Source organism: Luteibacter sp. 9135 (assembly GCF_000745005.1).
Taxonomy (GTDB): domain Bacteria; phylum Pseudomonadota; class Gammaproteobacteria; order Xanthomonadales; family Rhodanobacteraceae; genus Luteibacter.
On record NZ_JQNB01000001.1, the window covers coordinates 3,297,382 to 3,310,834 of the forward strand.

Annotated in this window: 12 protein-coding genes; 11 read left to right on the forward strand and 1 reads right to left on the reverse strand. The window is 60.9% G+C overall.

Annotated elements, in window-relative coordinates; genetic code table 11:
- The first annotated feature begins 71 nt into the window (after positions 1-71).
- The 10 genes from FA89_RS13895 to FA89_RS13945 all read left to right on the forward strand — a co-directional run bounded on the left by FA89_RS13895 (position 72) and on the right by FA89_RS13945 (position 11,412).
- Positions 72-959 (forward strand): nicotianamine synthase family protein, encoded by an 888-nt coding sequence (locus FA89_RS13895; RefSeq protein WP_036141309.1) that lies wholly within the window; start codon positions 72-74, stop codon positions 957-959.
- A 5-nt stretch (positions 960-964) separates the two neighbouring features.
- Positions 965-2,464 (forward strand): AMP-binding protein, encoded by a 1,500-nt coding sequence (locus tag FA89_RS13900; RefSeq protein ID WP_036141311.1) that lies wholly within the window; start codon positions 965-967, stop codon positions 2,462-2,464.
- Positions 2,461-2,727, forward strand: a complete 267-nt coding sequence (locus FA89_RS13905; RefSeq protein ID WP_221174306.1) for an acyl carrier protein — start codon at positions 2,461-2,463, stop codon at positions 2,725-2,727. The genes FA89_RS13900 and FA89_RS13905 overlap by 4 nt, the downstream gene beginning before the upstream one ends.
- A gap of 3 nt (positions 2,728-2,730) precedes the next feature.
- Positions 2,731-3,723 (forward strand): amidohydrolase family protein, encoded by a 993-nt coding sequence (locus FA89_RS13910; protein WP_081916600.1) that lies wholly within the window; start codon positions 2,731-2,733, stop codon positions 3,721-3,723.
- Positions 3,720-4,973 carry a GNAT family N-acetyltransferase gene (locus FA89_RS20480; protein ID WP_221174307.1) on the forward strand — a complete coding sequence of 418 codons (1,254 nt, stop codon included), beginning with the start codon at positions 3,720-3,722 and terminating at the stop codon, positions 4,971-4,973. Before FA89_RS13910 ends, FA89_RS20480 begins: the two co-directional genes overlap by 4 nt.
- 10 nt (positions 4,974-4,983) lie before the next feature.
- Positions 4,984-5,907, forward strand: a complete 924-nt coding sequence (locus tag FA89_RS13925) for a hypothetical protein (protein ID WP_185754366.1) — start codon at positions 4,984-4,986, stop codon at positions 5,905-5,907.
- A 15-nt stretch (positions 5,908-5,922) separates the two neighbouring features.
- Complete coding sequence (locus FA89_RS13930) at positions 5,923-6,363, forward strand: hypothetical protein (protein WP_051938787.1); 441 nt, start codon at positions 5,923-5,925, stop codon at positions 6,361-6,363.
- Between the two features lie 111 nt (positions 6,364-6,474).
- Entirely contained in the window at positions 6,475-7,788 is a 1,314-nt protein-coding gene (locus FA89_RS13935) for an ABC transporter permease (RefSeq protein WP_036141316.1), read from the forward strand.
- A gap of 7 nt (positions 7,789-7,795) precedes the next feature.
- Positions 7,796-9,055, forward strand: coding sequence for an ABC transporter permease (locus tag FA89_RS13940; protein WP_036141318.1), 1,260 nt, complete (start codon positions 7,796-7,798; stop codon positions 9,053-9,055).
- Between the two features lie 56 nt (positions 9,056-9,111).
- Entirely contained in the window at positions 9,112-11,412 is a 2,301-nt protein-coding gene (locus FA89_RS13945) for a M20/M25/M40 family metallo-hydrolase (protein ID WP_036141320.1), read from the forward strand.
- 345 nt (positions 11,413-11,757) lie between these two features.
- Here the strand turns inward: FA89_RS13945 and FA89_RS13950 are convergent, their stop codons facing one another.
- On the reverse strand, positions 11,758-12,108 hold the full coding sequence (locus FA89_RS13950) for a hypothetical protein (protein WP_036141322.1): 351 nt from the start codon (positions 12,106-12,108) through the stop codon (positions 11,758-11,760).
- A 565-nt stretch (positions 12,109-12,673) separates the two neighbouring features.
- On the opposite strand from FA89_RS13950, the gene FA89_RS13955 reads away from it, so the two are divergent.
- Positions 12,674-13,345, forward strand: a complete 672-nt coding sequence (locus FA89_RS13955) for a Wadjet anti-phage system protein JetD domain-containing protein (RefSeq protein ID WP_036141324.1) — start codon at positions 12,674-12,676, stop codon at positions 13,343-13,345.
- Positions 13,346-13,453 lie beyond the last annotated feature (108 nt).

Genomic DNA, 13,453 nt, shown 5'->3' on the forward strand with positions numbered 1-13,453 from the left:
CTTCCGAACCGGGAGCGAAAACCCACACTGACCTCACTGCGTGTCTTTATGCGCTAAAAAGGGAGTAATTCATGCGTTTAGATATCTTGAACACGATGGACGACGTGGACGAGTGCGTCGGTTCCACAAGTGATTGCGAAGCGACGATCAAAGCACTGGTGCGCTGCACGTCGTCGTTACATGAGGGTGTTGGCAAGGCCGTACAGATCATTCGCGAAAACCCCCTTCTGGTCAGCCGGGCAGAAGAGCACTTTCATCTGCTCGATCCACTGATCGAGTATATCGAGGCAAAGGTTTTCCTTGCCAGCGATGTCGACCAGCTGTTGTTCGGGCTCGGCTATGGCCGGGACGACATGGAATTGCTGAACAACGCTTACTGCGCGTGGGAAACGGCGCTGGAGCAGAACTTTGTCGAGCGGCTTTGCGCGGGGATCAGTTCGCTCAGCGATTATCGTCTCAACAACCGGTTCCAGCGACTGTTGAAGCGCGAAACCTCGATGCTGCGCCATCGAAACCACCGGCGCGCCCTCTTTATCGGATCCGGGCCGTTTCCGATCAGCGCAGTCTGGTTACATCGATATCTTGGCGTCACCGTCGACGGACTCGACCTGTCCAGTGACGCCGTCGAGCGGTCGCGTGCCTTGATCGCCAAGCTTGGACTCGAGGGCTCGATCAACATCATCCACGAAGATTCGCCGCACTACGACGTGGGCGCCTACGACGTCATTATCATCGCGCTCCTCGCAAAGCCGAAGAAGGTCATCCTCGACAACATCTACGCATCGGCCAAGCCAGATTGCGAAGTGATCTGTCGAACGTCGTCGGGCCCACGCAGCGTGTTGTACGAACCCACGCCCATTTCCGCCGAGATACTGAGCAAGTACGCCGTTCGCGATGCAAGGGTCATCTCCGGCGCCGCCGACGACACGATCTCTTCACTGCTTCTTACCAGGATTTGACAGGGATGAAATTTTCCACCTTGCTGGACCAGGCGCGTCGGTACCCTTCGAACACCTTCTCCGCACGGCGCGTGGACGGCACCGATAGCCAGGTGCCGGTGCTGACGCTGCTGGACGAGGTTGAGGCACTAGCGGCCAGGCTGTCGCAGGCCGGCGTTCGGCCCGGCATGCAGATCGGCCTTCAGGCAGCCAATGGCTACGAATACGTGCTATGGGACATCGCCGCCATCAGGCTCGGCGCGCTGATCCATGCCGTGCCGGAAGAACTTACCCCGGAAAAACTTGCCGCCCTGGCCGAGCGATACGATGTCGCGTTGTGGGTATGCGAAAACGAAAACGCATTACCCGGCCATCCGTATCGTGCCAGCCTGGCCGACACCTGGACGGACAAGCCATTCAGCGTTGACCCGGCGGCCGGCTCGGTGGAAGACCCGGACCTCTACACCAGGGTCTACTCGTCGGGAAGCTCCGGCTACCTGAAGGGACTCGACATCAGTCGCCTCGGTACCGAAGCCCTGGTGAGCGATTTCATTGCAGATTTTTCGCTGGACGTCCATGACAGCCATCTGATCTTCCTCCCGCTTTCCAATTTCCAGCAGCGCCTGTCCGTCTATGGCTGCCTATGGGCGGGGGCATCGATACGGGTCGTCCGGCACACATCGATCTTCCAAGAACTTGGCGCTTTCAAGCCGAGCTTCATCGTTGCGCCCCCGGCGATCTACGAGAACATCTACCACGTGCACGGGCGGGGACCGCAGGCTGCGGAAAAACTCGGCCAGTTCCTGGGTGGCAACATTCGTTTCATGATCACCGGCATGGCACCCATTCGCCTCGAAGTGCTGCGCGCCTACAATGAACTCGGTTTCCGGTTACTGGAGGCCTACGGTGTCACCGAGACGGGCATGATCGCCTGGAACACGCCGGCGATTCAGCGCATCGGTTCTGTCGGGCGCCCGATCCATCCGGAACATGTTCATTTCAGCGATGAATCGGAAGTGCTGATCCGGCGGCCATTTCCGCTCGCAAAGGGTTACTTCGACAGCACCGGCAGCGACGGCGCGCAGACCTTTCTCGCCGACGGAAGGATAGCCACCGGCGATGTCGGCAAGCTCGACGACGATGGATTCCTGTACCTGCAGGGACGCAAGAAGGAAATTATCCTGACAGGCGGTGGCGCGAAGTTCCATCCGGAGGAACTGGAGCGAAAGCTGACCGCCCTGGCGTGGGTGCGCCATGCCATCGTCCTGCAGTCGCAGCGTACGCAGGAGGTGGCAGCGGTGCTCGTGACGGACGAGGCCGACGTGCCCGATAGCGATGTGGTCGATGAGGCCATCCGCTCGCTCAATCAGTCGCTGCCGAGCTACATGCACATTGCGCGCAAGGTGGTCACGCATACGGTTCCCAGCATCGACAACGGCATGCTGACGCGGAACCTCAAGTACGACCGCAAGGGCATATACCGGAACTTTCAGGGGGACATCGAGGTGACCAAGGCATGGGCATGATGGTGCAGGAAGGCAACGGCCTGGGAAAGATCGCCGAGCTCATCAGGCTGGCGATGGGCGACGAGGTGCCGGTCGAAGCGATCGGCGAACAGACCCGATTCACCGAAGACCTGGGCATGCAATCGATCAACCGGCTCATGCTGTTGAGCCTCCTGGAGCAGGAGTGCGGCATCAACCTCGAGTCGCACATGGCGCAATTGGTCGAACTGGAAACGGTTGGCGATACCATGCGTCTCCTCGACAAGCTTGCGGCCGGGCACTGACTCATGTCGCGTCCTCCGATGATCGTCGACGGCCATTGCCACCTTGCCTCGTCGCGCTGCATACCGCGTGACTTCTTTGTCGGCGTGGGGCAGAACATGGCCAGGAAGAAATCCGCGCGAGTTCGGCCCGGAGAGGCCGAGAGCCTGGCCAGGCTGATGGAACTTCAGTACCAGGATCACGATGCGGACAGGCTGGTACGCAAGATGGACGAGGCCTGCATCGCTCGCACCGTTCTCCTGGCACCGGATTTCACCTACGTTTTCAAATCGCATTACAGCCTGGAAGACATGGCGGCCCAGCACGCGGCCGTCCGTGCACGACATCCCGGGAGGTTTCACGTTTTCTTTGGCGTGGATCCGCGCTGGGGGCGGTCGGGACACGACATCTTTGAGCGAAGCGTCGACACCTACGGTTTCGAAGGCCTCAAGGTCTATCCACCGTGCGGGTTCTCCCCGAGCGACGAGCGCATGTTTCCCTTGTATGAAATCTGCGCTGCGCGGGACTTGCCGGTCCTTCTGCATACCGGGCCCACCACTCCGACGCTCGACTTCCGCTTTGCCGATCCTTACCTCATTGACGCTGCGGCCAAACAGTTTCCGGGGGTGAATTTCATCCTTGCACACGGCGGTGTGAACTTCGTGGAGCAGGCGAAGTTGATGTGCAACTACCGCCCCAACGTGTATCTCGATATTTCAGGCTTTCCGGCTGCCATGACCGCTACGACCTGGCAGCAGCACCTGGCCGAGCTTTTCGCCCAGGGCATCAATCACAAGATCATCTTCGGAACGGACTGGCCCGTCTTCTCGATGAAAGACGACCTCTCCGCCATGGTATCCCACCTGCTGGAAGACGGCGGCCCGATGCATGGGCTACCGGATGCCGTCGTCGCCGACATCATGGCCGGCACGATCGACAAGCTTCTGCCCAATCCACCCAAAGCCGAAGGAAGCGCCGGAGCCGCCGCGGCGTTGTCACTCGAAGGAGAAAGCCCGTGAGCATTCAGTACTCTTGGCCCACATTGATCGACACGGGCACCGGTGCGGGGATAGTCGCCCTGTACAACGACGCTATCGAGCATACCGACGTGATCGGTTACCAGAAGCCGCTCGACAAGGCGGAAGGCGAGGCCTTGATCGCCGATCTTCAGGATGCCTTGCAGCGAGGCGGCACGGCATTGATGGTGATAAGCGACGGCGACCAGTGTATCGGCATGGTGCTGTTGTCATCGAGCGAGATGCCCAACTGCAGGCATATTGCCACGCTTTCCAAGGGCATTATCCGGTCCGACTACCAGAAGCGCGGCATTGTCCGCGACGCGTTCCTGAGCATCAGCGATTACTGCGATGCCAACAACCACACGCTGATCATGCTGGATGTGCGTGAGAACTCCCGTCCGCACAAGCTATGGCAGAGCCTCGGGTTCACGGAGTATGGCCGCGTGGCGGACTACGCCCGCGTCGATGGTGTGTCGCATCCCGGCGTCTATATGCAGCAGACGACGGCGGCCCTGCGTGCCCGGTTGACGGCCAACTCATACTCTTCCGCATTCCTCCCGCCGGAGGAATTCAAGCTCAAGCTGAGGCACGAGCTGGAGTCGCGAATCACCATGACGCACCCCATCGTCAAGAAGATCCTGGACGGCACGCCGCATTGGGACCTGCTGCGCAGCGTGACCCTGCAAGGCTACCAATTGACCAAGCACTTCCTGGAGTACATCGAAACCCTCTACCACCACTGCCCGCGCGGTGTGCACAAAAAGCGCCTCCTGCTCAACATGTATGAGGAGGAAACCGGCCGATTCTCCAAGACCGACAACCACGTGGTATTGATGGAGAACTTCATCCGTGCCATTGACGTCAAGGATGCCGAACGCGACGCCGCCATGCCGTTGCCGGCGACTAGGGCGCTTATCGACTACCGAATGGACCTCGTGCGCAACCGGCATACGTTCCATATGGGCGCGGCGGCCGTGATGGTCGCCAGCGAGGGCCAGAATCTCGAGACGGCTGCCGGCGAGGCGCGCCACGAATTGCTTCCGCGCATCTATAACCTGGCCGAAAGCGACCTTCAGTTCTTCTCGGTGCACCAGAAGGAAGACGTGGGGCATGTCGCCGAGGGGATCAGCCTCGTCGCCGACATCTGCACCACGCCAACCATGCAGCAGGAGGCGCTTGAGACCGTCCGCAAGACGTGCGACCTCTTCTATGGCATGTACGAAGGGATGCACCAAGCCTATGCAGCATGACGAGCATTCCTTGCGCATCGGGTTGGGAGCGATTGCGATTGAGCTGGGCGATACCCTTCGCGAGGTGGAAGCCATACCCGGGGCACGCGAGAAGTTTGCCTCGCTCAAGCTCCCCATGAGCAGTGCCTTGCTGCGCTATCGACATTATCGCGAAAGTACCCTGGCGCCCGACGAGGTGATCGGACGGGTCGTGCGGCGCTGCCTGGAGCGTGCCGGCGTTGCGGCGTCGGACATCGACCTATTCATCCTGACCTCGGCCGATGCATCGTTCCTCGCCGATCGCAAGCTCGTTCCGTCCCTGCTGGCCAGCCACGGCCTGCTGCGCGCCGTACCCATGGCGATCGTTTCGCAGGAGTGCACCGGCCTGTTGTCGGCCATCCACACGGCGGGCAGCCACATTCGCAGCGGTCTGGGGCGACGGGTCCTCGTGGCTTCGTATGACCACGGCGGGCTGGGCGCCGATCGCATCCAGCCCTTCGGCGTGGTCAGCGATGCAGCTTCGGCGTGCCTTGTGTCGTCGGAGGAGCCGTTGGATTTCGAGGTGCTCGGTTTCGCGCACTACGGCGACGTGCGTGGCATGCATGGTGAGGACGACTTCGACCAGCGACAGGCGCTGATCAACAAGGTGAACGCGGCGGCGCTTGCCGACGCCGGCATGTCGCTGGGTGGCATAAGCAAGGTGTTCTCCACCAATTTCTTCTGGCCGCTGGCCACCTACTATGCGACCACGGCGGGCATTTCGGCTGGCTTGCTGCACGACGAAACGCTGCTCGACGTTGCGCACTGCCTCTCGGCGGACGCCCTGGTGAATCTCGATCACTACCAGCGCAAGCAGGGAGGGCAGGCCGGGGATCGCTACCTGCTGCAGGCTTTCGCGATGGGCTTGCTGGCGTCCATGGTCTTGGAGCGCAGCGCCCCAAGGCCCAGGACCTGAACCCGGAGAGCCACTATGTTCAAACCCAGAACCATTCATGGCCCGCGTGACTGGATGGACGCTGACGGCGGCAAGATCTACACAATTTCGGCAAATGGCGAGGCCGTGGACCGGTCGCGGTTCGTCGAAAGGCTGGCAAGGGTAAAGTCAGCCCGCGACATCCCCTGGCGCGACACGCCGCACTTCACCATCTTCCACCATGGCGAGTCGTTTCGGTACCTTATCCTTGCCTGGTGGGGAAACGACAATGAGCTGTTCACTTCCGTGTCGGTACAGACAGGGCAGGGATGGGTAGAGCAACCCGAAAAGTACTCGTTCTGCGTCTATGACCTCGAGGTCTTCTGGGTGGAGCGCAATATCTTCGTCGAAACATTTTACTGCCGCACACCCAGCTTGCAGCGCTACCGGGAAACGAGGCAGCCCGCGCGCATGGGGGCCCCGGTTGAATCGGACTAGCCGGCTCATGGCGCCGTTCCCATGGCCGGAAGATCAACCCGCGCAACATTCTAGCCACCCGGTTGAACGGGTGGCATTATTCAGGCTAGTTAGAGGAAAGGGACGCAATACATGTTCAAGTATTACTTGACGCTGGGCCTGCGCAACCTGCGACGCAACCCGGTGCTGACTCTGCTGATGGTCATGGCCATTGCCTTTGGTGTGGCGTCCTCCATGACGACATACACGGTGTTTCGCGCCGTTTCGGGCGATCCGATTCCCTGGAAGTCGAGCAAGCTCTTCTTTCCGCAGATCGACGTGTGGGGTCCAACCTCAAGGCGCGGCGGCACGGAACCGGCGGACGCCTTCACGTATACCGATGTCGTCGCACTGATGCGCGATCATCGTGCGGCGAAGCAATCGGCCATCTACCCCGTGGGCCCAACCCTCTATCCGACCGACGCCAGCAAGAAGGCGCAGACCATGTCGGGCGAGGCGGTGCATAACGAGTTCTTCCCGATGCTCGACGTGCCGTTCCTGTACGGAAGCGGCTGGTCGAAAAGTGAGGACGACCAGCGCGCACGCGTCGTCGTTATCAGCAAGTCGCTGAATGAAAGAGTCTTCGGCGGCGTCAACAGCGTCGGGCGGGAGATCCGTCTCGACAACACCAATTACCGCGTGATCGGCGTCATCGGCGACTGGAACCCGCAACCCAAGTTTTACGTAGCTTCCGTTGGCTATGTATTCGGTTCGGGCGACGATGTGTTCATTCCGTTCACCACTGCCATCGACCAGAAGCTGGCAACGTCCGGTGCCTTCGGTTGCAGTGCAAAACTGGCCGAACCGGGCTTTGCCGGCACACTTTCATCCAGCTGCATATGGATCAGCTATCTGGTCGAGCTGGATTCGGCCGCGGCCGTGAGCGCCTATCGCGATTACCTCAACGCTTACGCAGGCTCGCAGCAATCGTCGGGCCGCTTCGGATGGGCGCCCAACAATCGCCTGCGCGACCTTCGCGAGTTCCTGAACTATGAACGGATCGTTTCCTCGGAGACCAAGCTTTCGATCATGGTCGCCATCAGCCTGCTGATCGTATGTATGGTAAACACGGTGGGCCTGTTGCTGGCGAAGTTCCTGCGCCGATCCAGCGAAATCGGTGTGCGTCGTGCCCTCGGCGCGAATCGCTTCCATATTGCCTACCAGTTTGGCATGGAGTCGGCGGCCATCGGCCTCGCCGGCGGGGCACTCGGATTGATCCTCACCTGGATCGGCGTCAGTTTGATGGATGGCTTGCTTTCGCCGCAGATTGCGAAGCTGGTTCACATCGACATTCCGCTCCTGTTGCAGACCCTGATCCTGGCGATAGTGACCACGGTTATCGCCGGCCTCTATCCCACCTGGCGCGCGACGCATCTGCGCCCATCCATGCAGCTGAAGCAAGGTTGATCGCGCCATGACTGTCCATCCGATTATTTCCGCGCTTCGTCATCACAAGGCAGGCGCTCTCCTGATCGCCTTGCAGATCGCACTCACCCTGGCCATCGTCTGCAACGCGCTATTCATCATTAGCGCGCGTTTCGAAGGCATGTCCCGGCCGACCGGCATCGTGGAGAGCAACCTGCTCTTCGTGGCGTCATCGGCGCCGAAATCGGACATGAACACCGATGCAGGGAAGGAGAGCATTCGTTCGTCGGTCGAAGGCGATCTGACCGCACTGCGTCAGCTACCGGATGTTGTCGACGCCTACGAAACCAATTCATTGCCGCTTACCGGCATGACATGGACACTTGGTTCCGGCCTGAATCCGGGCATGAATATCGACACCCTCGTGTCCCTGTACGACGCCGATGAGCACACGGTTTCGACCCTCGGGTTGCGCCTGATCGCCGGGCGCAATTTCAAAAGCGACGAGATAGGCACCGGCAGCCTTCTCGACATCGTCCAGCCGTCTGCCATCATCGTTACGAAGGCGCTGGCCGACAAGCACTTCCCGCAAGGCGACGCGCTGGGCAAGCAGGTCTATTTCAGCAACGCGACCAAGCCGAGCACCATCGTCGGGATCGTCGATCGCCTTCAGAGCGCGGCGGCAAACGGGTCCACCGACAACATGGTGTGGAATTCAGCCCTGATCCCGCAGCGGCTGGTGGCCCCGTCCCGCTACTATGTCATTCGCACCAAGCCGGGCCGACAAGCCGCTGCCGAAAAGAGCGTGTTGGCGGCCCTGTACCTCCAGGATCCGGAGCGGGTGATCCCGGACGGCGACTCGGGGATCAACGCCGGAGTTCGCACGTTCGAACAGATCCGAAGCGACGCTTACCGGAGCGATCGCCGCCTATCGCTCTTGATGGGCGCGATGAGCATCATCCTGCTCGCAGTGACAGGTGCCGGCGTGGCGGGGCTGTCCAGCTTTTGGGTGGGGCAGCGCCGACGGCAGATCGGTGTGCGCCGGGCACTGGGGGCGACGCGGCAGAACATACTGGGTTACTTCCTTATGGAAAACGCACTCATCTGCTGTTCCGGCATCGTGGTCGGCGTGTTTCTCGCCTACGGTTTCAATCAGTGGATGATTTCGCAGTTCGAGCTTTCCAGACTGCCTTGGCTATATGTCCTGACTGGTGCAGTGACATTGTCGTTGCTGAGCCTGGCGGCCGCTTTCGCGCCGGCCTTGCGCGCCTCGCAGGTCGCACCGGTCGAAGCCATACGCTCGGCTTAACGAGAAACAAGGCTGGCGAATGACGCTGGCCGCCACCACATTGTCAGGGGAACGGCATGTCTTCAGGTCTGGGAAAGGCACGAACCGATTTTGTTTTTTTTGCAGCGATTTTCCTGTTTCTTGTCATCGCTGTCTTCGCATGGTGGCGCGTGCAACCGGTAGATATCCCACCGGGCGCGGCTGGGGAGAGCGGCTTCTCGGCAGTGCGGGCGCAGGATGTGCTGAAGGACCTGCTGGCCGATCAGCGTCCACACCCGGTAGATAGCGCCGCGAATCGCGCTGTGGCCGACCGCATCGCCGCGCGGTTGCAGCAACTCGGTTACCAGCCACGCGTCGTCGATCGCGTGTCGTGCAACCAAAAAACGCAAACCTGTGCCCGGGTGAAAAACATTCTGGCGTCCACCGAGGGCTCGGTGGACGCCAAATCCGTCGTATTCAGTGCTCACTACGATTCGGTCGGTGCGGGTCCAGGCGCCAGTGACGACGGTGCGGGTGTGGCGACGATGCTCGAGATCGCGCGCCTTCTCAAACAGCGTCCGCCCGGCAGGAACCGCGTCATTTTCCTCTTCGACGATGGTGAAGAGGCGGGACTGCTCGGGGCCAGAATGATCGCCGACGATCCTGAGCTGAAGGGAGCGGCCGCCGTCATCAATGCCGAAGCTCGCGGCACCTCGGGTCAGAGCGCCATGTTCGAGACCGGAGGGGCAAGTGGCTGGCTTGTCGATGCCTTCGCGCGCAGTTCCTCGCGGCCGCTCACCAACTCGCTTCTGAACACGCTGTACGCGCTTCTTCCGAACGACACGGACCTTACCGTGTTCAAGGCGAACGGCATGCAGGGGCTGAACTTCGCCTTTGGTGGGAACGTCGAGCGCTACCACACGCCATTGGATAACCTCGAGCACATCGACCTGCGAAGTGTGCAGCAGCAGGGCGACAACCTTTACGGGCTCGCCAAGGCCCTGCAGGGCGCCGATCTGAACCGGGTTGGGTCCGCCAGAAACCCGCTTTACACGGACATCATGGGCGCCGCCGTCGTACGCATTCCGGTGCCGTGGGCCCTTATCGGCGGCATCGTGTTGCTGGTGGCGATGGTGATCGCGGCGCGCCGCCTCCGCAGGCACACCGGTTACCGTCTCAAGGATGTGATGCGGGGTGTGGCGGTATTGCCGGTGGCCCTTGTTGTCGGCGGTGCCACGGCCTATCTGGCCATGTACGCGATGTCGCTGATGCACGCCACAACCATGCCATGGCATACGGCCACAGGCGCCAACAGGGTGGTGCTATGGGCCTTGGTGGCGCTGACGACGACAGGATCGCTTCGGCTCCTCGTCCGCGGCGCAGATCCCGCAGGCGTTTGGGTGGGCCTCGGCCATGCGTGGCTGATCTGCCTTGTTCTTGTCGCCATCGCCTTGCCCGGGGCGAGCTATCTGTTCCTGTTGCCCGGTATCGTGCTGGTAATTTGCGCCTTCGCGGCAGGGTACCTGGTGGCGAGGGGAGGGCGGCACCGGCTGGCGTCGCTTGTCCTGGTGTCCGCGTTGGGCTGCTTCCTGGTCGTGCTGCCCCTGGTCGCCTTGCTCGAGATCATGCTGGGCTACAACGCCCTCTATGGGACGCTCGGCGCCGGGATTCTCATCGCGGCCGCAGTGGCATGGCTTGCTCCTCCCCTTTGCCACAGGCAGCTCCGGTCGTACCGGTACACCAGCGTCGCCCTTGTCGCGGCGGTTCTCCTGGCGGCATGGTTTTCCGTGCGGGCACCTGCCTACACCGCGGATGCGCCACAACCGTTGAACCTCATTTACTTCCAGGGCAGCGATGGCGGCGCCCGGCTGGTGGCCGAGGCCAGCGGACGGCGACCGCCTCATGGCGTGCTCGAAGCCATGGGGCCATCGACAACGCTTGCACAGGTCTTCCCCTGGACGTCGAACCGCTTCTATGCCGCAACGGTGTCATCCGCAACGCTGCCGCAAGCGAGCCTCGATGTGCTCGGCGCCAAGGCGACAGAGAAGGGTCGCCGCATCACGGTACAGTTGCATTCCGGGCCGTCCGTCACTGGGCTGGTACTCGTGGTGCCGGCGAAGGCAGGGCTTCGATCCATCGCCGTGGACGGCGGCCCGTCGGTGATGTATCGGGCCCCGGGGAGCAGCGAATACCACGCTTTCAATTGCCGCGGCGAGTCGTGCGATGGTATGCAGCTTGTAATCGACGTTGCAAATGACGCGCCCACGCCGGTGACCTTGATTCGTATTTCGGCCGGATTGCCATCGTCGCTCGAAACCATAAGCCGACAGCGCGTGCCCTTGGCCGTCCCGCGTACCGATGGTGACGAAAGCTGGGTGTTGACCGGCGTGCAGATCTAGCCCTGGAGCCACATGGAAAGCAGAGGCTCACCCAACACGGTGACTCGGTATCTAGAAAGCTGGTGGGTCGCCGGCGGAAGTAGTGGACCTGGCATCTCGCTGGTGGGAAGCCGCGCTGTCGGCCTCGCGGAGTCATATAGAAAGCGAAATGGCATCGGAACGAGCCAGTGTGGCCACCGCCAGGGCCACACTGGTCAATGATGCCGAAGCTCTCCAATCACGCCTTGAAGAGGGACTCGCCGCAGCCTCCCAGGCGGACCAAGCTCGTATTCTCGTCGAGCAGCGTTTGGAGGATCTGACGGCCGTCGCCGCTGAACTACGCTTGCAGCTGGCTCTAGCGTTGACTTACTTGACGCGGCCGAGGCACGAGCTAGCAGGCTTCAAGACGAACTCACGGGCCACCTTCAGCAACTGCAGACACGGGAAATCGACTTTTCCGAAGAACGACGCCTTCAAGCGGAGCATCTTCGAGGTGTTGAGGACCGCGCGCATACGGAAATTGACCGAGCACGCCAGGAGTCGCGTGAGCTGAAGAAGCTCGTCGACGCCGGCCTGCGTGCGAAACAGGCAGCAGACGAAAGGCACCGGGAGCGCGAGGAGGCCCTGCGGCGGCAACTGACTGATGCTCAACGCGATGCCGCGATGCCGCGATGCCGCGATGCCGCGGTGGCCGGTGCGGAAGCGAATGCGCTTCATGCAGCACGGAAGCCTGAAACGGCCAACAGAGGGACGAAGAAGCCCAAAGCGACAACGACGGCGAAACGCCCGACGCCATCGCCCATACGTCGGAATACAAAAGCCGCTACGCCTAAATCACCATAGCCGACCGAACTCACCTGTCGCCGGTTATAGCCGTACGCGGGGACGCCATAAAGCCTGTGGTCAAAATTAAACCTCTGAGGACAAAATTAAGCGGGTCCCGTGTCGTTGTCTGATTAAAAACGTCCTCGTGCGTCATCTCGGCATTTCGTCAATGCCAGCCCTGGGGCTGCGTGTCCGCTGGCGACACTAGGCACAGTCGACGTCCAATGAACTGCTCTTCAATTCGCATAATGTATATTATGTAAAATTGTAGGCGTCGCGTTCGCAGGGCCCTGTCGGCTACCATAGGAATCCCCTTTGCGGGGTACGTTGACATCACGATCGGGCACCCTGCCCCGAGCGCAACAGCGGCCGCCTGGCACGAGGCGATGGCATTGGAGTCGGTTGATGCCGAATTTTCGGCAGCGCTTGAGTCCTGCTACGGCTATCGAGCGAATTCATGTTCAATGTAAGCGCTCAAGCCATACTGGGATCGTCCAAGGTATTGGGGCAACTTCCCCGCTGTGTTCATCGGTTTTTGGGCGTCGGTGAGCTATCGCCGTCGCCTAGATACATCGTGGTTGCCGGACCGACGGCGCCTTCAGCCGTGCTCTTGGTTGAGAACCCCACCAGTTTTGAAACTGCGGTCCAATTGCGACTTGATAAGGAGCTCACGCTCGTCGCCGCGTATGGATACGGCCTGAACACTCGGTCGGACAGCAGTGCAGGTCTGGCTCTTCTGGACAGTGTGGCGCACGGCCGTTGCCAAGTATTGAGCCGGTCCGGTAACGGCCATGACCTGTCAAGCCTCTTCGGTCATCGCAATCTTTTCTTCTGGGGGGATCTCGATAGAGAGGGGTTACGCATCGCCCTTGCGATCAGGAAGCGACTCCCAGCGCTGACATTGAGCGCCTTGTATGCGCCCATGCGCGAAATGGTTGCGGTCCGCGAATCATCTCATCCGTATTCGGATATGAGCGGCAAGACCTTGCAGGCTCCTTGGTCTGGAACGGGCGATGAACTTTTCGACGGACTTGCTGCGGCCTGTCAGGATCGAGCGGTCGACCAGGAAGCCTTAGATCTCGGCGCATTTGGCGCGCTGGCGGCTGTAAAACTTGATCATCCCTCTTAACCAGGGGGTGATTTGCCCGATGCGAATCACGAGGATGTTTAGACTTACGCACGTCGCCGCGTTCAGTAAAACCGAGCTGAAGCGGCCTTATTACTCATCCGCCCTCTG